This window comes from Desulfolithobacter sp. (assembly GCF_054025815.1).
The window spans coordinates 38,161-57,360 of sequence record NZ_JBPMMS010000026.1 but is presented as its reverse complement, the minus strand read 5'-3'; the positions used below and the strand labels follow the sequence as shown (position 1 = coordinate 57,360).

The 19,200-nt window shown below is 57.1% G+C and carries 16 protein-coding genes; 7 read left to right on the top strand and 9 right to left on the bottom strand.

Annotation, left to right across the window (positions count from 1 at the left end; translation table 11 throughout):
• Positions 1-30: 30 nt before the first annotated feature.
• The 4 genes from ACXJJY_RS07315 to ACXJJY_RS07300 form a co-directional block, all read right to left on the bottom strand.
• Positions 31-870, bottom strand: coding sequence for a DnaJ domain-containing protein (locus ACXJJY_RS07315; protein WP_456386455.1), 840 nt, complete (start codon positions 868-870; stop codon positions 31-33).
• A gap of 183 nt (positions 871-1,053) precedes the next feature.
• Positions 1,054-2,322, bottom strand: a complete 1,269-nt coding sequence (gene ftsY / locus ACXJJY_RS07310; protein ID WP_456386453.1) for a signal recognition particle-docking protein FtsY — start codon at positions 2,320-2,322, stop codon at positions 1,054-1,056.
• Positions 2,322-4,697 carry an endopeptidase La gene (gene lon / locus ACXJJY_RS07305; protein WP_456386451.1) on the bottom strand — a complete coding sequence of 792 codons (2,376 nt, stop codon included), beginning with the start codon at positions 4,695-4,697 and terminating at the stop codon, positions 2,322-2,324. Before lon ends, ftsY begins: the two co-directional genes overlap by 1 nt.
• Positions 4,698-4,701: 4 nt before the next feature.
• Positions 4,702-5,142: an Hsp20/alpha crystallin family protein gene (locus tag ACXJJY_RS07300; protein ID WP_456386449.1), complete on the bottom strand. Its 441-nt coding sequence runs from the start codon at positions 5,140-5,142 to the stop codon at positions 4,702-4,704.
• Between the two features lie 306 nt (positions 5,143-5,448).
• Between ACXJJY_RS07300 and ACXJJY_RS07295 the strand changes: the two genes are divergently transcribed.
• From ACXJJY_RS07295 to selB, 3 genes are all read left to right on the top strand, one after another.
• The gene (locus tag ACXJJY_RS07295; RefSeq protein WP_456386481.1) at positions 5,449-6,414 is read left to right on the top strand and encodes a P-loop NTPase; all 966 of its coding nucleotides are present in this window, start codon (positions 5,449-5,451) and stop codon (positions 6,412-6,414) included.
• A 103-nt stretch (positions 6,415-6,517) separates the two neighbouring features.
• Entirely contained in the window at positions 6,518-7,144 is a 627-nt protein-coding gene (locus tag ACXJJY_RS07290) for an MBL fold metallo-hydrolase (protein WP_456386447.1), read from the top strand.
• 86 nt (positions 7,145-7,230) lie between these two features.
• Complete coding sequence (selB, locus tag ACXJJY_RS07285; RefSeq protein WP_456386446.1) at positions 7,231-9,156, top strand: selenocysteine-specific translation elongation factor; 1,926 nt, start codon at positions 7,231-7,233, stop codon at positions 9,154-9,156.
• An 81-nt stretch (positions 9,157-9,237) separates the two neighbouring features.
• Here the strand turns inward: selB and ACXJJY_RS07280 are convergent, their stop codons facing one another.
• The 4 genes from ACXJJY_RS07280 to ACXJJY_RS07265 form a co-directional block, all read right to left on the bottom strand.
• Positions 9,238-11,943, bottom strand: a complete 2,706-nt coding sequence (locus ACXJJY_RS07280; RefSeq protein WP_456386444.1) for a cation-transporting P-type ATPase — start codon at positions 11,941-11,943, stop codon at positions 9,238-9,240.
• A 123-nt stretch (positions 11,944-12,066) separates the two neighbouring features.
• Positions 12,067-13,281, bottom strand: a complete 1,215-nt coding sequence (locus ACXJJY_RS07275; RefSeq protein ID WP_456386442.1) for an MFS transporter — start codon at positions 13,279-13,281, stop codon at positions 12,067-12,069.
• 87 nt (positions 13,282-13,368) lie between these two features.
• A complete protein-coding gene (locus ACXJJY_RS07270) occupies positions 13,369-13,905 on the bottom strand; it encodes a hypothetical protein (protein ID WP_456386440.1) in 537 nt (178 codons plus the stop codon).
• Positions 13,906-13,992: 87 nt separating this feature from the next.
• The gene (locus tag ACXJJY_RS07265; protein ID WP_456386438.1) at positions 13,993-14,286 is read right to left on the bottom strand and encodes a rhodanese-like domain-containing protein; all 294 of its coding nucleotides are present in this window, start codon (positions 14,284-14,286) and stop codon (positions 13,993-13,995) included.
• 182 nt (positions 14,287-14,468) lie between these two features.
• On the opposite strand from ACXJJY_RS07265, the gene ACXJJY_RS07260 reads away from it, so the two are divergent.
• The 4 genes from ACXJJY_RS07260 to ACXJJY_RS07245 are packed head-to-tail and all read left to right on the top strand — an operon-like array spanning position 14,469 to position 18,616.
• Positions 14,469-15,302 (top strand): DUF4405 domain-containing protein, encoded by an 834-nt coding sequence (locus ACXJJY_RS07260; protein WP_456386436.1) that lies wholly within the window; start codon positions 14,469-14,471, stop codon positions 15,300-15,302.
• Position 15,303: 1 nt separating this feature from the next.
• A complete protein-coding gene (locus tag ACXJJY_RS07255; protein ID WP_456386434.1) occupies positions 15,304-15,681 on the top strand; it encodes a hypothetical protein in 378 nt (125 codons plus the stop codon).
• The gene (locus tag ACXJJY_RS07250; protein ID WP_456386432.1) at positions 15,678-17,279 is read left to right on the top strand and encodes a sensor histidine kinase; all 1,602 of its coding nucleotides are present in this window, start codon (positions 15,678-15,680) and stop codon (positions 17,277-17,279) included. Before ACXJJY_RS07255 ends, ACXJJY_RS07250 begins: the two co-directional genes overlap by 4 nt.
• Positions 17,276-18,616 (top strand): sigma-54-dependent transcriptional regulator, encoded by a 1,341-nt coding sequence (locus tag ACXJJY_RS07245; protein ID WP_456386430.1) that lies wholly within the window; start codon positions 17,276-17,278, stop codon positions 18,614-18,616. The genes ACXJJY_RS07250 and ACXJJY_RS07245 overlap by 4 nt, the downstream gene beginning before the upstream one ends.
• 120 nt (positions 18,617-18,736) lie before the next feature.
• Here ACXJJY_RS07245 and ACXJJY_RS07240 read toward each other — a convergent pair whose 3' ends face one another.
• Positions 18,737-19,120 carry an EF-hand domain-containing protein gene (locus ACXJJY_RS07240; RefSeq protein ID WP_456386428.1) on the bottom strand — a complete coding sequence of 128 codons (384 nt, stop codon included), beginning with the start codon at positions 19,118-19,120 and terminating at the stop codon, positions 18,737-18,739.
• Positions 19,121-19,200: the final 80 nt, after the last annotated feature.

The window sequence follows — 19,200 nt, the reverse complement described above, 5'->3', positions numbered from 1 at the left end:
AAATCCGCACCGGTCAATGGCCACCGGCGGTCATGTACCATTATGCCTGCGCTTGAAATAATCGTAGGCAGCATTGATCTCCTTCATCTTCTCCTCGGCGACCCTCTTGAACTCCTCGCCAAGGTGACTGACCTTGTCTGGATGATACTGCATGGACAGCTTACGGTACGCCTTTTTAATGGCGGCGAAATCTGCTCCGACCTCCAGGCCAAGGACCGCGTAGTAATGCTCTTCGCTGGAAGCGGCAGTGGCTGTTTTCTGACGCTGACGATACTGGTATTTCGCCTCAATGGTCCGCTGGTCATAAACGGAAATCTGCAGAAACTGCGCAATATTCCTGGCCTGGGCAAGCTCGGCCGGGTCAGGTGGCTGCTTGGTGTAGATGAGCTGGTAGATCAGCTCCAGGAGGATCAATCGGGGTTCATACGCAAAGGAGTTGCGGAATGCGGTGAGCAGTTCGTTCATATCCGCATCCGCATCACGGGCATCCTTGATCAGCTGCTTGACCCAGTACATCTGGTCCTGGTTGTAACGCAGGGAGTACTGGAAAAAATTCAGAATGGTCTTAAGCTCGGCCTTGGTAAAATGGCCATCGGCCTGGGCCATCTTGACCAGAATATGGACCAGCAGATGGACAAAACGTTTATGGGTCTCGGTCTGGGAGGCCTCGTATATGGAGACCCGGCGCTGTATGTACCAGGAAAAGCCCAAAAAAGAGGCGATGATCAGCAAAACGATGATCAGGCCGGAAAGAAAAAGAAAGCCGAAAAAATTGGCCACTGCGGGCAGACCGCCGGTGGCAAGGAGAATCAGGGCCGTGATCAGGAGGCAACCCCCACATCCTGGCTGGTTATGTCGTCGATATTCCATATAAGGGGGAGAAAAAACAGATTTAAGGAGTTACAGAAGCAGGGAGAACAAACCCTTCCAGGCCGTTCGTGTCTGCCCGCCCGGGGCCGGCGGGCAACAGCCGATCCAAGCCGTAACGGGACGTATGACTGGGCTGTGAAAAGGATAAATGGAAAGGCGGCGCCATGGCAGTGGTGTTCTTTTTCAGCTCTGTCTGGTTTCGTCGGGCTCCCTGTTGAACAGCGCGTCAACAAATTCCCTGGGGTCAAAATCACGCAGATCGTCGATCTGCTCACCTATGCCTATAAACCGGACCGGAATTCCGAGCTCCCGGCATATGTTGGCTACGATACCACCTTTGGCGGTACCGTCAAGCTTGGTCAGGGTCAGGCCGGTTACCCCGACGGCTTCGCTGAACATCCTGGCCTGGGAGATACTGTTTTGACCGGTGGTGGCATCGAGAACAAGCATCACTTCATGGGGCGCTCCCTCCATTTTTTTGCCGATCACCCGCCGGATCTTTTTCAGCTCTTCCATGAGGTTGACACTGGTGTGCAAGCGACCGGCCGTGTCGATGATGATCACGTCGATATTGTTGGCCACCCCGTATTCCAGGCCCTCATAGACCACCGAGGAAGGATCTGATCCCGGATCACGGGCCACGACTTCCACTCCGACCCGGTCACCCCAGATCTTCAGCTGGTCAATGGCCGCGGCTCGGAAGGTATCTCCGGCCACCAGCAGAACCGACTGGCCGGAACGAACAAATTTGGCCGCGATCTTGCCAATGCTGGTGGTCTTGCCGACACCGTTGACACCAACCACCATAATGACAAAAGGTCCTTTTTCCGGCATGACCAGCTCGGCCGGCTGATCCGAGGCCTGGAGATACTCGTAAATCTTCTCCTGCAGCACCTCCTTGAGGGCCTGGGGATCGCTGAGCTGGTCCCGCTTGACCCTGGCCCTGGCCGCATCGAGCAGCTCCTGGGTGGTCCGCACCCCGAGATCGGCGGTAATCAGTATCTCTTCAAGCTCGTCCAACAGATCTTCATCGATCTGTTTTTTGCCAAGAAACAGGGTATCCAGCCGACTGGCCAGGGTTTCGCGGGTCTTGCTGAGACGCTCCTGCAGCCGCTGGAACATGGATTTACGGACCGGTTTTTCCTGTTCACCGGTGTCCGGTCGGGCAGCAGATGATTCAGGGTTAGCCGCCGCTTCTTCTATGGTTTCTTCCTGTCCCTTTGCAGGACCTGCCGACTCTGTCGAAACGGATTCCTTTTCAGGCAGGGGCTCCCCGGTGGAGGCAGGAGTTGACGAGACATGCACCGGGTCCGGCGGCCTCTGCAGCCGGGATTCCGGCCTCTCGCTCTCCACCTCGGACCCCGCTGTTGCAGCTACGCCCTCTTCAGCCTGAACCGGGGCTTTCTGTTCTTCCTGTTTTCTGCCAAACTTCTTCTTAAACCATCCAAGCATTACGCTTCCGCCTCTTTTTCAAATACAATGTCCAGCACCTCGGCAATGGTGTGCGGATAGTGAAAAATCACACCCCCCCGTACATCCTCCGGGATTTCCATGACATCCTTTTCGTTCAACACCGGCAGGATTATCTCCCTGATATCGGCTCTCAGCGCTGCCAGAACCTTCTCGTTGATTCCGCCCACCGGCAGGACATCTCCGCGCAGGGTAATCTCTCCGGTCATGGCCACATCCTGACGGACGGTTCTTCCGCTGAGCACCGAAACAAGCGCCGAGACCATGGCCACCCCGGCCGACGGTCCATCCTTGGGAATAGCCCCTTCGGGCACATGCACATGCAGATCAATCCTTGAAAACATGTCTTCGTCAATGCCCAGATCTTCAGCATGGGACCGAATGTAGGTCAGCGCCGCGGTGGCGGACTCCTTCATCACATCGCCGAGCTTGCCGGTCAGGGTCAGGGATCCCTTTCCCTTCATGCTCGCCGATTCGATAAAAAGAATCTCCCCGCCCACCGGGGTCCAGGCCAGTCCCGTGGCCAGTCCAGGTCCCCAGGTCCGGGCCTTGATCTCTGGAAAATACTTGATCGGGCCAAGAAAATCATAGAGATTTTCCTCGGTCACGACGGTTTTTCCACTTTTACCCCGGGCAATCCCGGTGGCCACTCCCCGGCAGATGGCGGCAATCTGTCGCTCCAGGTTCCGCACCCCGGCCTCGCGGGTGTAAGAGCGGATGATGACCCGCAGCGCTTCATCGGTAATATCCAGATCATCTTCATCAAGGGCATGTTCCTCAAGCTGCCTGGGCAGCAGGTGGCGGCGGGCAATAATGGATTTTTCATGATCTGTATAGCCGGATAGCTCCACCACCTCCATCCGGTCCCGCAGAGGGCCGGGAATAGCGTCCAGCACATTGGCGGTGGCGATGAACATCACCCTGGAGAGATCGAACTCAATATCCAGGTAATGATCGGTAAAGGTCGAGTTCTGTTCAGGATCCAGAACCTCGAGCAGGGCCGAGGAGGGATCGCCGCGGAAATCATTGCCCAGTTTGTCAATTTCGTCGAGAAGAAAGACCGGGTTGTTGGTCCCGGCCTTTTTCAGGCTCTGGATGATCCGGCCCGGCAGGGCACCGATATAGGTCCGCCGGTGGCCACGGATCTCGGCCTCGTCCCGCACACCACCCAGGGCCACCCGGACAAACTTGCGGTTCATGGTCCGGGCGATGGACTGACCAAGAGAGGTCTTGCCCACTCCCGGCGGACCGACAAAGCAGAGGATGGGACCATGGATATCGGGCTTGAGTTTACGCACCGCCAGAAACTCGAGAATCCGCTTCTTGATCCTGGACAGCCCGTAATGGTCATGTTCCAGATCCTTTTCGGCCTTGTCAAGATCAATGGTATCCTTACTCGATTCGGTCCACGGCAACTCCAGGATCCAATCGATATAGTTGCGGGACACGGAGTATTCCGGAGACGAGGGCGGAATCCGCTCCAGCCTCTCGAGCTCCTTTTCCACCGCTTCCCGGGCCTCCTCGGTCAAGCCCTTCTTCTCCGCCCGCTCCCGCAGCTCGCGGATTTCGACCTTGTCGTCCTCTCCCTCTCCAAGCTCCTTGCGTATGGCCTGGAGCTGCTGACGCAGGTAAAATTCCCGCTGCCGCTCATCCATATCCTTCTTGATGGACTCCTGGAGCTTGTTGGACATTTCCACGGTCTCGATCCGGTCGCTGAGTTCCCGGGCCACCCGGAGCAACAACTCCTCCAGGTCCTCGAGCTCCAGTATCTCCTGCTCCTCGCTTATCTTCAGGTTGAGCTGCGAGGTAATCAGGTAGGCTATATGAAACGGGTTGGTCAGGGCCGAAACAGTCATGCCTATTTCCTGGGGCAGCGGAGCTATCTTGACCAGTTTCTGAAACTGGTTGCGAATTCCCAGAAGCAGGGCCTCTATTTTCTTGTCCTCCCTGACCTCCATGGGAATCTCTTCCACCCGGGCCTTGAGAAAGGGCTTCCGCTGCACGTATTCGAGAACACGGAACTTCTTTGTCCCGCTGACCAGCACCTGGTACACGCCATCCTCGGACTTGGTCATTTTGTGGATATAGCCCACCACCCCCACCTGATAGAGATCATCGGTGTCCACATCCTCCCGGCTGCTGGAGTCTTCCCCGGAATGGGGCAGAAGACCGATCATTCGATTCCCCAGCAGGGCCTCGTCGATCAGGTGCCGTGAAGATTCGCTTGATACCTGCAAAGGAAACCCCATGCCCGGAAAAAAGACAAAACCGTGCAGAGGCAGGACAGGCAGAACCTCGGGCACTTCCAGGCTCTGGGGATCAATCCGTTTATCCTGTTTTTGCTGTTCCGAAGTCATGGCTCTATTCTCCAGGGGTTATCCTGATGTTAACCTTGCTTTTCCGTTGTTTTTTCGGCATAGTGATGATGAGCATCCCCTGCTGGTAGACAGAGGTCACCCGATCCACATCGATGGCCGCGGGCAGGGAGACGACCCGGTTGAACGGCCCCAGCTCGATCTCGAGCTGATGGACACAGACAATGGCATGACGAGGCGGCAGCTGGCGGCGGCCACTGATACGGACCCGGTGTTCCTCGGCGATCACCGACAAACTGTCCCGGTCGGCCCCGGCCAGGTCACAGTAGATATAAAATTCATCCTCCCCTTCATAGACATCGAGCGGGGGCTGCCAGCCTCCTGAATCCATCGGAACCATACGGGCCAGCGACATATTGCGCAGCAGACGTCCCGCCTGCTGCATATGCTCGAGCTCTGCCAGAATTTTTTTGCTCAGCAAGTCCATCTACATCCTCCCGAGTTCAACATAAGGCATCAGGAAACACACACCACCAGAGATAGAAGTAATCACTATACCGTCCATGACAATGAAAAATCAACACAAAGGCCGGTGCAGCCATACCCCTGAAACGGCACAGAGGGCAGAGGCACCAGTGTTTTTTCATTGCTTTTCAGATAAGCGGCATTAGAGTAATTGGAGTTTTCCAGCGCGAATCTCTGCGATCCACAGTCCCTGGTCATCCGGTCGGCGGTGAACCAGAAGACTGTCATCCAGAACAGTACAGACAAAATAGACAAGGAGTACAAGATCATGGGACATTCATGCGGAGGATCCTGTGGATCCGACACCCAGAGCAGCTGCCACGGGGCCGATGCCCAGCTGGCCCAGCAGGACATCGCCATCACCAGGTCCCTGGGCAAAATCAAACATAAAATTCTGGTCATGAGCGGCAAGGGCGGCGTGGGCAAGTCCACGGTGGCTGTCAACCTGGCCATGGGCCTTGCCAATCGCGGCCATCGGGTCGGACTCATGGACGTGGACCTGCACGGACCCGATATCTGCCGGATGCTCAACCTGACCGGCAGTCTGGAGCCCCCGGAAAACCCCGACGACCTGGTCCCGCCTCTTATCTATAACGACAAGCTCAAGGTTGTTTCGCTCGAATATATGATGAGGGACCGGGACGACGCCATTATCTGGCGCGGACCGCTTAAGATACAGGCCATCCGCCAGTTTGTGGCCGACATGGACTGGGGCGAACTTGACTACCTGATCGTTGATGCGCCCCCCGGCACAGGTGACGAACCCCTGTCGGTGGCCCAGACCATTCCCGGCGTTCAGGCCCTGATTGTGACCACACCCCAGGCCGTTGCCCTGGCCGATGTGCGCAAGTCTATCAACTTCTGTCGGACCGTGGAAATGCCCGTGGTCGGTGTGGTTGAGAACATGTCCGGCTTTGTCTGCCCCCATTGCGGTGAGGGTGTGGATATCTTCTCCACCGGTGGCGGCGAAAAAACCGCCCGCGACTTTGACCTGCCGTTCCTTGGCCGGGTCCCCATGGACCCGCGGGTGGTTGTTGCCGGTGATACGGGCAAACCTTACCTCTCTTCGGATGAGGAAACCCCGGCTACCAGGGCCTTCGCTGCCGTGGTCGATGGCGTGGAACAGCGGCTGCCCCCCGGGAAGAAAGCCCCGACCCTGGACACCATCTCCCCGGCCGGTGGCGGCTGTGGCTGCGGCTCCGGCGGATGCGATCCAAACAAGTGCGACTGCTGATCGACATCAGGATCGAAACCGGGCCCTAAGAAAGGTACCCCCTGCCTTACGGTCCGGTCCGAACCACCTCACCCAGAACCCGAACAATCCAGAGTTTCATCCCATGAAGATTCAACAGCTTACTGTGGGTATGATGAGCGTATGCTGCTACATCGTATCCTGTGAAGAGACCGGCAAGGCGGCAATCATCGATCCGGGCGGAGACGAAGACCGAATCCTTGCGGCCTGCCGGACCGCTGGACTGGATGTGGAATACATTATCGCCACCCACGGCCATCCGGATCACGTCTGTGGCAACGGCCCCATCCAGCAGGCCACCGGGGCAAAGATCATCATGCACCGGGCTGACGGCGAATTCTTTGCCCGCGACGAAGTGCGCCAGTACTTCTCCATGCTGGGCCTGGCCGAATCACCTTCCCCGGATATCCTGGTGGAAGACCAGGACGTCATCACCTTTGGCAACCAGTCCCTCAAGGTCCTGCATACTCCCGGTCATACACCGGGCTCCATCTGCCTCTACGAGGCGCCCGACTGCTTCACCGGTGACACCCTGTTTGTCGGTGGTGTCGGCCGGACCGATTTTCCCGGAGGTTCGACCAGCGAACTGCTCAATTCCATTCGCACCAGGCTTCTGACCCTGCCGCCGGAAACCATAGTGTGGCCAGGACACGGGTATGGAGGCTTAAGATCCACCATCAACGAGGAGACGGGAAACAACCCCTATATCTGATGGCCTGAAAAGGGCAGTGATCCTGTATCGATGCTGCTGCCCGAAAAAAGGAAAACCACTCAAACTCTCACTCTCCACCACGACCCATGCGTGAAATTATTCTTGGCACAGCAGGACATGTCGATCACGGAAAAACTTCCCTCATCCGGGCCCTGACCGGTATCGAAACAGACCGGCTCAAGGAGGAAAAGGAACGCGGGATCACCATCGAGCTCGGTTTTGCCCATCTTGACCTGCCCTGCGGCCACCGGATCGGAATCGTCGATGTGCCCGGCCATGAAAAATTCGTCCGCAACATGGTCGCCGGCGCCGCCGGCATGGACCTGGTGGCCTTTATCATTGCCGCCGATGAAGGAATCATGCCCCAGACAAAAGAACATTTTGACATCTGCCGACTGCTGGGCGTCAAGGACGGCATCATCATTTTGACCAAGAAGGACATGGTGGACGATGAATGGCTTGAGATGGTCCAGGAGGAAGTGCAGGAGTTCTTCACCGGCAGTTTTCTTGAAGAGGCGCCTCTTCTGACCGTATCGTCGGTTACAGGTGAGGGTATCGACGAGGTCATCAGGGTGCTGGACGAAAAAATCGCGGCCCTGGACTTCAGCGAGGAATTTGGCCCTTTTCGTCTGGCGGTGGACCGGGTTTTCTCCATGAAGGGATTCGGAACGGTCATCACCGGAACCTCTCTTTCCGGCCGCATCGGCGTGGGAAGCGACCTGATGTTCTATCCTGGCGAGCTGCAGGCCAAAATCCGCGGCATCCAGGTCCATGGCCGGGATGTGGAGCTGGTGGAGGCCGGACACCGGACTGCTATCAACCTGCAGGGAATCGAGAAAGAGGAAATCAACCGGGGCGATGTGGCTGCCACACCGGGCTGCCTGACTCCCTCAACCCTGCTGGACGTCGATTTCCACTACCTGGCGGAAAACGAACGGGAGCTCAAGAACCGAACCCAGGTCCGGGTCCATGTGGGCACCAGGGAAATCATCGGCAGGGTCGTCCTGCTTGAAACCGACGCCCTGGCACCAGGAGAGGATGCGGCCGTACAACTGATCCTTCAGGAGCCTGCGGCTGTATGGCCGGGAGATCGTTATGTCCTGCGCTCCTACTCACCGGTTACCACCATTGGCGGCGGTACTGTGTTAAACAGTGCACCGCCCAAGCGAAAACGGACCGTCGTCAGGGACAGGAACCGCAACCGGGAAATATTTGCCGTTTACAGGGACGGAAACGCAGATGAACGATTGCTGCTGTTCCTGGAAGAAAGCGGTTACCACGGCCTCACCGCCGAGCAACTGTCAACCCGCCTGGGCATTTTTGGCAAGAAACTCAAAAAACAGCTCCAGCAGCCGGTCTCCACCGGCAAAATCATGGTGGTGGACTCGGAGAAGCAGCGTTATGTGGCGGCATCAGTGGTGGAGAACATCAAAGGGAAGGTCCTGGATCTGCTGGCTGAATATCATGAAAAAAACCCGCTCAAAAGCGGACTGGCCAAAGAGGAGCTCAGGTCTCGTCTGCGTCCACCACTCGACTCAAAGCTGTTCTCTCATATACTTTCGACCCTGACCAGAAAAGGAGAGGTTGTGATCGATGGAGCCGAAGTGAGGCTCTCTGGCCACGAGGTCACACTCCAGGTGGACGAGAAAGAAATGCAGGAAAAGATCGCCGGTCTCTACCTCGATGCAGGTCTTCGGCCACCCAACCTGAAAGACGTACTGGTCACTTTCGAGGAATTTCCCGAAAAACAGATCCGCCAGGTTATTGATCTGCTTCTGCAGGAGAGAATCCTGGTCAAGGTGACAGAATCCCTTTATTTCCACAGCCGGGAACTCGATACCCTGGCGGAAAGACTCACCGACCACATCAGAAAAGAGGGAGAGATTGACGCTCCCCGGTTCAAGGAACTCACCGGCCTTACCCGCAAGTTTTCCATTCCGCTGCTTGAATATTTCGACCGGATCAAGCTCACCATCCGAATAGGCGACAAAAGGGTGCTGCGCAAAAAATGATAGTCTCGTAAAAAGTCAAAACTCAGTAACCAGATGGCGTCGCAACACCCATCCCTCCAGAACAGCTGACCGGCTCTGGTTTCAGGCCAGAGCCCGGCGGCGAAATTTTTTCTCCAACTCGACCACCACGTAACAGATCAAGCCGGCGACCACGATACGTATCCAGGACGCAGCACCTATGCTGCTGGTCTGGAAAAGCTCGTTCATGAACGGTGCATAGGTGTAGATGGCCTGCATTGCCAGCATGGCGCCAACCCCGCCCAGGACCCACAGGTTTGAAAAAATACCCAGCTGAAAAACAGACCTGCTCAGTGAACGGCAATTGAAAAGATAACAAAGCTCCATGATGACAAAAACGTTCACCGCCACGGTGCGGGCCTCGTCAAGGGAGGCTCCCCCGGCCAGTTCCCAGCGGAACAGGCCAAAGGCCCCGATGAGGAGCAGGGTTCCCACCAGAAAAATTCTGATTATCAGTTCAGAGGTGAGAATAGGGGTCTTGGGATCACGTGGTCTGCGCTGCATGATACCCGGCTCCCTGGGTTCAAAGGCCAGCATCAGGCCAAGAAACCCGGCCGTGGTCATGTTGATCCACAGAATCTGCACAGGAAGAATAGGCAGGGTGGTGCCGAGAAAGATAGCCACCAGAATCACCAGCCCCTCGCCAAGATTGGTCGGCAGGGTCCAGACGATGAACTTGGTCAGGTTGTCAAACACCCCCCGCCCTTCCTCGATGGCCGCCTGGATGGAGCTGAAGTTATCATCTGTAAGTACCATGTCAGCCGCTTCCCGGGCCACATCGGTCCCGGCCCGCCCCATGGCCACACCGATATCGGCCTGTTTCAGGGCTGGTGCGTCGTTGACCCCGTCACCGGTCATGGCCACCACATGGCCGTTTGCCTGCAACGCCTGGACAAGACGAATCTTTTGTTCGGGCGTGGCCCGGGCAAAAACATTGACCTGCTCAGCCGTATTCAACAATTCCTCGGCCGATAAACCAGCCAGATCCTGCCCGGTCACCACCGGCAGGCCACCTCCCTGCAGGCTGCGCACAAGGCCTATCTGCTCGGCAATGGCGACTGCGGTAGCAGGATGATCACCGGTGATCATCTTGACCTGGATCCCTGCCTCCTGGCAGATCCTGACCGCCGTCACCGCCTCGGCCCGGGGTGGATCGATCATACCCTGCAAACCGAGAAAAACCAGGCCCGAAGCCAGGTCATCATGGCTGATTCGCTCTGTTCCGGGCGCCATATCCCGGCGGGCAAAGGCCAGAACCCGCATGCCCCGGGCCGCCAGATGGTCGACAGTTGCAAAAATCCGCTCCCGGTCGATGGGCACGACCAGACCGGAACCATCAAGAGCCTGATCGCAACGTTCGATAATACGCTCGACCGCTCCCTTGATGTAAACCAGCCGGTTACCGTCCTGTTCATCCGCGTGCAGAGTGGCCATGTACTGGTAACGGGACTCGAAGGGAATCACATCAAGCCTGGGAAACCGGGCCTGCTGTTCAGATCGGTTCAGACCTGCCTTGGCGGCCACCACCAGCAACGCCCCCTCGGTGGGATCTCCCTGTACCTGCCATTGACCGTCTTTTTCCACCAGCTCGCTGTCATTGCAGAGCAGCCCGGCCCGCAAACATTCAGCCAGGGCACCGGAACCGTCACCCTCCTGGCCGTCCATGCGGACGATCCGCCCAAGGGGCGCGTACCCTGAACCGCTGACCTCGTAATGCTCACCTCCGGCGACAATGGCCTGGACGGTCATCTGGTTTTCGGTCAGGGTGCCGGTCTTGTCCGAACAGATCACGGTCACGCTTCCCAGAGTCTCCACAGCCGGTAACTTCCGGATAATAGCCCTTCGTCTGGCCATGCGCGACACGCCGATAGCCAGAGTGATGGTCACTGCAGCCGGCAGTCCTTCCGGGATCGCGCCCACCGCCAAAGCCACAGCAGCCATAAACATGTCGAGCAGCGACTTGCCGCGCAGCAGTCCCACCACCACTGTCACCGCAGCCAGGAACAAAATGGCGTAGAGCAGCATTCGGCTGAAGTGGGCAATCTTGCGGGTCAGCGGTGTTTCCAGGTCTTCGGCCGAGGATATGAGCTCGGAAATCCTCCCCACTTCGGTATCATCACCGGTGGCAACGACCACACCCGTTCCCTGCCCATGGGTCACCATGGACGAGCCATAGACCATGTCTACCCGCTCGGCAAGCATGGTATCCTCGGGGACAGGATCCACGGATTTTGCCACAGGAACCGATTCACCTGTCAGGGCGGATTCATTCACCTGCAGATCCCTGGCCTGCACAAGCCGCAGATCAGCGGGCACCTTGTCGCCGGCCTGGAGGAGAACGATGTCGCCCACCACCAGGTTCGCCGAATCCACCTCCCTTTTTTCCCCGCTGCGGCGGACCAGAGTGCGTGACACCATGGTCCTGGCCAGGGAAGCGAGGGCGTTTTCAGCCTTGGATTCCTGGATAAATCCAGCAATGGCATTGGCCAGCACGACCCCGAAAATAACCCCGGAATCGACCCATTCTCTGAGCCCTGCTGTTATCAGGCCGGATACTATCAAGATATATATGAGCGGCTGGTGGAACTGGAGAAGAAAACGATGCCAGGCCGGCCGTCTCTTTTTCGCAGTCAGAACGTTGGGCCCAAAGCGGCGCAACCGGCGCTCCACCTCATCCTGGTCAAGCCCCCTTACGGAATCTGTCTGCAGCAGGGCAACGACCTCGTCGGCAGCCATGGCATGCCATGGTCTGGCTAACACTCTTTTCATACTCTCACCGCCAGCGAAAACCAGCAGCCTCCCTGTTTCTGATGATATGTGCAATCCGGATGAATACAGGAATATTATAGAACATTGCAGTTCATTATGCACCTTAACAGGCCAACGACGATTTCAGCATTCCCACTGCCTCAGACCACCGGGCCGCCAGACAATCACCGCAATCACCCCCGCGACAACAACGGCCCCAAGGCCGAGAATCACCATGGCCGACGACGGGGCCAGCGCACGGTCGAGCAGAGAGTATATTCGGCCGGAGCACCACATGCCGGAAAAGGATAAAAAATTGGCAGCCGCGATAATCCGGCCCCGACGCGAGGCATCCGGCCTGATCTGGATGGCAGAGGACACCGGAATGAGAAACAACCCGCCACACCACCCGGCACAGCCAAGAATTGCCAGCAATGCAGGATAGATCGCAGAACCGCCCCAGTGGACCAACAAACCCGCCCCGGCCATGCACATCCCCATGCCCAGCGCTCCGGGAGCCAGAACATGGGTCCAGCGCCAAACAGTGGTCCAGCGCCCGGCCATCAGCGCTCCGCCACAGACTCCGACCATCAGGGATACAGAGAGAAGGGAAGTGGCCGACTTGCCAACCCCCAACTCCACAAGACCCAGGGTATTGATCACCAGTACGGCCAGGAGACTGATGAAATAGAAAAACACATCACAGCCGACCGCTAGCAGAAGAAAGGGGTCCCGGCACAGCTCCATTGCCTCCCTGAGTGAAGCCAGGGGACCAGACCAGGGAAACACAGCTCGACTTCCGGCCGCAGGATGCACGGGAATATGAAAAACGGCAGACAGCCCGGCCAGGGAGCAGACAAGAACCGTAGAGGCAACCAGCAGCCGGCCAAAGGGCACAGAAGTGGACAGCCATTCCTGGTCCAGGGCAAAGCCGGCCAGGGCCATACCAAGGAGAATGGCAGCGGTGGTGACCATCTTGAGCATGGAATTGACCCAGGGCACCCGGTCGGCAGGGTAAAGCTCGGGAATGGTACCGTTGATTGCCGGACCAAAGAGAGTGGACTGCAGCCCCATGACAAAGATCATGGCCAGGATCCAGAACCAGTTCAGGGTGATCACGGCCCAGCTGCCGATGGCCATGGCCACCAGCTCCAGGAACTTGGCCAGGACCAAAACCTGTCTTTTTGCAAAACGATCCGTCAGCCAGCCACCCCAGGCGGAAAAGAGAATGAAAGGCAGGGTAAAGAGTTCGGTGGCCCGGCCCTGGAGTTGACTCATGCCCGCGGCCACTGCCAGCATCAGGGCGGCCTGCTTGAAAAAATTATCGTTGAAAACACCAAAGAAATAGGTGACAGCCATGGCCGTCAACCGGCTTCCCCTTTCTGCGGTTTGTCCGCCAGCCAATGGACGCCCGGCATCATTCATGGACACGGCGCTGAACCTGTATCACCTGCTCGCGCAGCCAAGGAGAGCATCAGCTGCAATCCGCATATGTTCCTTCTCGGCCTGAGCAAGAGCAAGAAAGGGCGTCTCCATTTCCGTACCTGAATAGCGATGCGCCATGTTGCGGTACAGATCATAGGCCGTCATCTCGATGGAAAGTGCCATTTCCACCACATTGACACAGACCGGCCCCCTGATTCGGTCGAAACGGGCCACCAGCTCCTCCACATCCTGGCCGGACTCAAGGATATCACCGGGCAGATCCTCATACAGAGCCGAAAAAGGGGGTACACTGCCCTCCTGGTAGCCTGACCAGTAGTCATAAACCAGCCGGGCATGACCCTCCTCGGCCCGGGCCAGGAGATCGATAGCCCCGGAAAAGGACTGATCCGGATATTTTTCGAGTACCATGGTGTAGAAACGCTGTGCACCCCGCTCCAGATCCATGGCCGTGTAAAGAAGACTGCTTGGATCTGTCTCCAGATCGAAAACCCGCAGGGCTGGAAAGTCGGGCAGTACTTCGCCGTTCCAGCTGAGCATGCCACCCTGGAGGTTGTATATGGTTTTACCGATAAAATCGCTGGCCGAAGTAAACAGGGCCGCAGCCTGCGACCGTTTGCCCGAACGTCAGTAGAAGATGATATCCCGATCGGTTGGCAGTTCCGGCAGCCGGGCACCCAGCTCGGCCAGGGGCAGGAGCCGGGCGCCGGGAATATGACCACGCCGATACTCCTCTGGCTGGCGCACATCCACCAATACGTACTCCTCCTCATCATGGCTGTCCAGGTAGGCCCGAAGCTGCTCACTGCTTAAATTTATATACTGCTGCTCCATGATCATGATCCTCTCCTCTTTCTGTGCACCCGATCCCCGGGTCCGGCTCGACATTCCCCGGACCTGTTCGACAATATTGTCGAACACCAGATCCGATTTCCATCCAGGAACCCCGGACCCTTCCCTCCACAACATGCCCGCAGTCCCGGATCAGAAGATTTTATGACAGGCAAAAACAACTGTGGCACACTCTGTGCTTTTATCCAATAATCTATAGCCAGTTATCAATTAAACGCAGAAATCATTTTTATCTCAAGGAGGAATATCCCATGAACCTGCGAAAAATCACCTCGCTGACCATGCTCATATCCTTTGTATTGCTGGTCGTCACCAGCATCATCCTCTACATTGTCCCCCAGGGACGAGTCGCCTACTGGGCCGACTGGACACTGTGGGGCCTGACCAAGAGCCAATGGGGTGACCTGCATATCAACCTGGGCTTTCTCTTTCTGCTGGCCGGGTTTCTCCATATTGTCTATAACTGGAAAGCCATTGTCGCCTATCTCAAGGATAAGAGCAGACAGCTCAAGATATTTACCGCCAGTTTCAACGTGGCCCTGCTCCTGACCCTGGTCGTAGCCCTGGGAACCTATTTCCAGGTTCCGCCCATGAGTACGATCATAAACATAAGTGAGGCCATTAAGGATGCGGCTGCGGAAAAATATGGTGAACCGCCCTATGGCCATGCCGAACTCTCCTCGCTCAGGCTCTTCGCCCGGCAGACCAACCTGGATCTGAAACAGGCCATGGACCTGCTGACCCAGGCCGGGATCAAGTTTGATGGCGAGCAGGACAAACTGATCGACATTGCCAAGAAAAACAACGTCTCACCCAAGAGACTTTACGAGATCATGCTGCCGGCACAAAAAGAGACCGAAACCATTGGTGGTTTGCCGGACGCGCCGCCGGCCGGGTTTGGGCGCCAGTCCCTGGCAGACATCTGCACCCGGTATGGACTCAACATACCGACCATCCTGCGGGAGCTGAAAAAACAGGGACTCAATGCCGATCCGGAAAAGACCATCAAGGAAATTGCCGCTGATAACGATATGGATCCCCACGCGCTCTTCGAGGTTTTGCATGGAGTGGCTACGAAAAAATAACATGGTTATCCTTTTTGTGGCCAGCCTGACAGCCGGCGTAATCCTGATCCCGCCTCTCCCCTGCCTGGCCGAAATGTTGATTGGAACAGTTGTCCATGTGGACAGGGACCATCACGCTTTTACCCTCAAGCCGGAATCCAGCGACGGTGAGACGGTCACGGTCCGGGCTGACAGCGCTCTGCCCGGCTGTGTAACACCAGGGGAGACAATCCGGATATGGGGCGCTTTCACCGCCGATGGAACCCGGTTTGAGGCCAGCGATATCCGGGGAATGCGTGGTAGATTCCGTAACGATCCCACCGGGGTACGCTCCCGCCTGGAGCGAGGCCTGGGATGGGGCTTTGGCCGGGGTGGCCACAGGGGAGGTGGCGGTCGTTGAGTCTGCTGCAGAACTCTTTGAAAAAGTGGCTGAAAAGACCGCTGCCGGCCTGGCTGGTCTATTTTCTGGTTTTCGGATTGCTGATCACGGTGATCCAGTCGGTCTACTTCTGGCAGATGAACCGGGTACGGGCCAACCTCCAGCACAACGCCACCGAACGAGCGACCATGATCGCCAAAATCATCGAGGAAAACCTGCACCTTTCGAGCGCGGCCCATCAGACCATTGATACCATCCTGACCGCCTTTCTGGCCGATAACATTCGTTTCATCAAGTATCTTGAAACAATCGAGCCCCTGCACAGTGACGAACTGAGTGCCCTGGCCAAGGAAATGGGTCTGCGCGGCATTACAATCCTGCGTCCGGACGGCCAGCACGTTTCCGGACCGGAAAGATGGTTCGATGACAGCCCATCCTGCACCGGTGGACCCGAAAAGGGACAACTCAGGTACGAAGAATCGTCGAAAACCGCCTATTTCATCCAGCCTGTTCCGGACCAGGAAAATCTGTCCTGCATTATCGTCGGCTGGGATGCCCGGAAGGTCCTCGACCTGAGGGAAAAAACCAGCCGCCAGGCCCTGATTGCCAGTCTCTCGGCCCTGCCCGGGATCAATTACATCCGCCTGAATCCTGACAGATCCATCCCCGGCGTCGATCCTGCCGTCACCCTCCTGCGCAATGGCGACCAGGTTACCGCTGAAACCTGGATTGCCACCCGGGACGGAGTGCTTGTCATCGGCCTGGACGCCCGGAGATTTGTCCACCGGCTTGAGAGCATGCGCCGCCAGTTCATCATGTTCGGAACCCTGATGCTTTCCCTGGGACTGCTGTTTGGCTGGATACTCTACCGCTACCAGCAAGACAACCTGAACCGGACCAAACTTTTTGAGCGCGAGCTGGCCCGGGAACGTGAAGACGCGGCCCTGGGCCGAACCACTGGAACCATCGCCCACGAGATACGTAATCCGCTCAACGCCATCAACATGGGATTGCAACGGCTCTCCCTGGAATCAGACAACCTGACCAGGGAGCAGGAAGAACTGATCCGGGCCATGCGCGAGGCCGTGCAGCGCACCGCGAACATTGTCACCGAACTCCAGCGCTTTGCCCGTCCTCTGCATCCCAGACCGCGGGAGATGGATCCGGCAGGAATGATCAAACGGATCCTCTCCCTGTATGGTGGTGACTGCAAGGCCAATGGCATCGAAGTGACCACCGATCTCCAGGTATCCGGCGGGTTCCGCGGTGACCAGGACCTGCTGGCGGAACTCTTCGACAACCTGATCAAGAATGGTCTGGAGGCCCAGATGGAGGGAGGTCATCTCGGCATCCGTCTCCGGGTGAGGGACAACACTCTGCAGCTATGGGTAACAAACAGACCATGCGTCCTCGACGCCGATGACCTGCAACGATTTCTCGAGCCCTATTTCACGACCAAAACCAGGGGCACCGGCCTTGGCCTGCCCCTCTGCCGTCGCATCGCAAAGGCCCATGGCGGTAATCTTGAAATTTCCCATGACAAGGACAGGCTTCTTCTCACAGTCCTGGTTCTGATTCCCGAACAGCCAGGAAAAAATGAAAAGGACAGAGCATCATGAATATCCTCATTGTCGACGACGAAGAAATGCAGCGCACAATGCTGCAAGGGTTTCTTGAAAAACAGGGCTACCGGACCTTCATCGCCGCAGACGCTGCCCAGGCGCTCCGAATTTTCATGGAGCAACCCATTGAACTGATCCTGCTCGATCATCGCATGCCGGATATGAACGGTGACGAACTGCTGGAAAAGATACAGGAAGCCTGCCCCTCTGTCCGGGCCATAATGATCACGGCCTACGGCGCGGTGGACACAGCTGTCAGGGTCATGCGCCTGGGAGCCGACGATTTCCTGGAAAAACCGGTGGACCTGGAACAACTCCTCGAAAAAATACAAAAGATAGAGGACGAGGTGCTGGTGGCCGGGGACGTGGAGAGGGTCGAAAAGGTCATCGCCGGTGAGGACCTGCCGGTACGCCTGGTGGGCTCGAGCCGGCCGGTCCAGAATCTGCTTTCTGTGATTCAGCGGGCGGCCCCGACCCCATGGACCGTACTTGTCCGGGGCGAAACCGGCACCGGCAAGGAACTGGTGGCCCGTCTCATCCACTTGCTCAGCCCACGGAAAAACGGACCATTCATCGAGCTCAACTGCGCTGCCGTACCGGAGAATCTCTTTGAATCCGAGCTGTTCGGGCATGAGAAAGGAGCCTTCACCGGTGCGGACCGACGGCGAAAAGGGGTCTTTGAGCTGGCAGACGGCGGAACCCTGTTTCTCGATGAAATAGGCGAGCTGCCCCAACCCATGCAGGCCAAACTGCTCCGGGCCCTGCAGGAAAACACCATCACCAGGGTGGGCAGCGAGCAGCCCGTACCGGTGGACGTGCGCATCGTCGCCGCCACCAACCGGAACCTGAAGGAAATGGTGGAGAAGAACATGTTCCGCGAGGATCTCTATTATCGGCTCAATGTCATTGAGATAGAAATTCCGCCCCTGCGCCAGCGTAAAGACGATATCCCCGAGCTGATCGATTTCTTTCTCAAAAAATACAACTCCAGATGCCGGTTTGACAACCAGGCCCTGGCCCAGCTGACCAAGTACAACTTTCCCGGCAATGTCCGGGAACTGGAACATATCATCCAGCGAACCATCACCCTGGCCCGCTCAAGCATCATCACCGTGCGGGACCTGCCACCCGAAATCCGCAACTTTCGAGGCCAGAACAGCAGTGGTTCAAACCTGGGAGAGCGTCTCGCCGAAATGGAACGGGAAATAATCCTCGAGGCCCTGGAAGAACACAATTGGGTTCAGACCCGGGCGGCCGAATCCCTGGGCATCAGCGAGCGGGTGCTGCGCTACCGAATGGACAAACTGGGAATCAAAAATCCAGGCCGGAAATAAAAGGCTGTTGAAAAACGTAACGAGCGCAGATGAGACAAGGAAAAATGAGCGAAAAAGGGCGGGCGGACAATCTCGTCCACCCGCCCCGCAAAACTGGCGGCCTGCCTATGGAAACAAAGGTTACTGCCCCATACCTGGCCCCATACCTCGGCCCTTGCCACGGCCCATGCCTCGACCACCACGCTGCTGCCACATGGACTGCCTGGCGGCCATCAACTCTTCCCGGGTTATCTGGCCGTCTCCATTTCCGTCAAGATCGGAAAAACTCGGCGCCTTGGCCATTCCCAATCCGGGCCGACCGGTCTGCCTGATGGCGGCCAATCGCTGTTCGCGGACAGTGTTGAGTTCATCCTCGGTAATCACACCATCCTGGTTCAGATCATAATCTGAAAACGAGAGAGGCCCGCGCAAGGGCAGGTCATTACCCTGAACCTGAGCTGTTGCGGTCCCCAGGGCCAGGAACGAAAAAATTGCTGCTGCGATGAGTGAACTGGTTGCTTTCATGGCATTACCTCCTTGGTGAAAAAATAACTTCTGCCTTTGACTGACCTTTATGGTCGGTACTGTTTCAATCTTCACCCTTT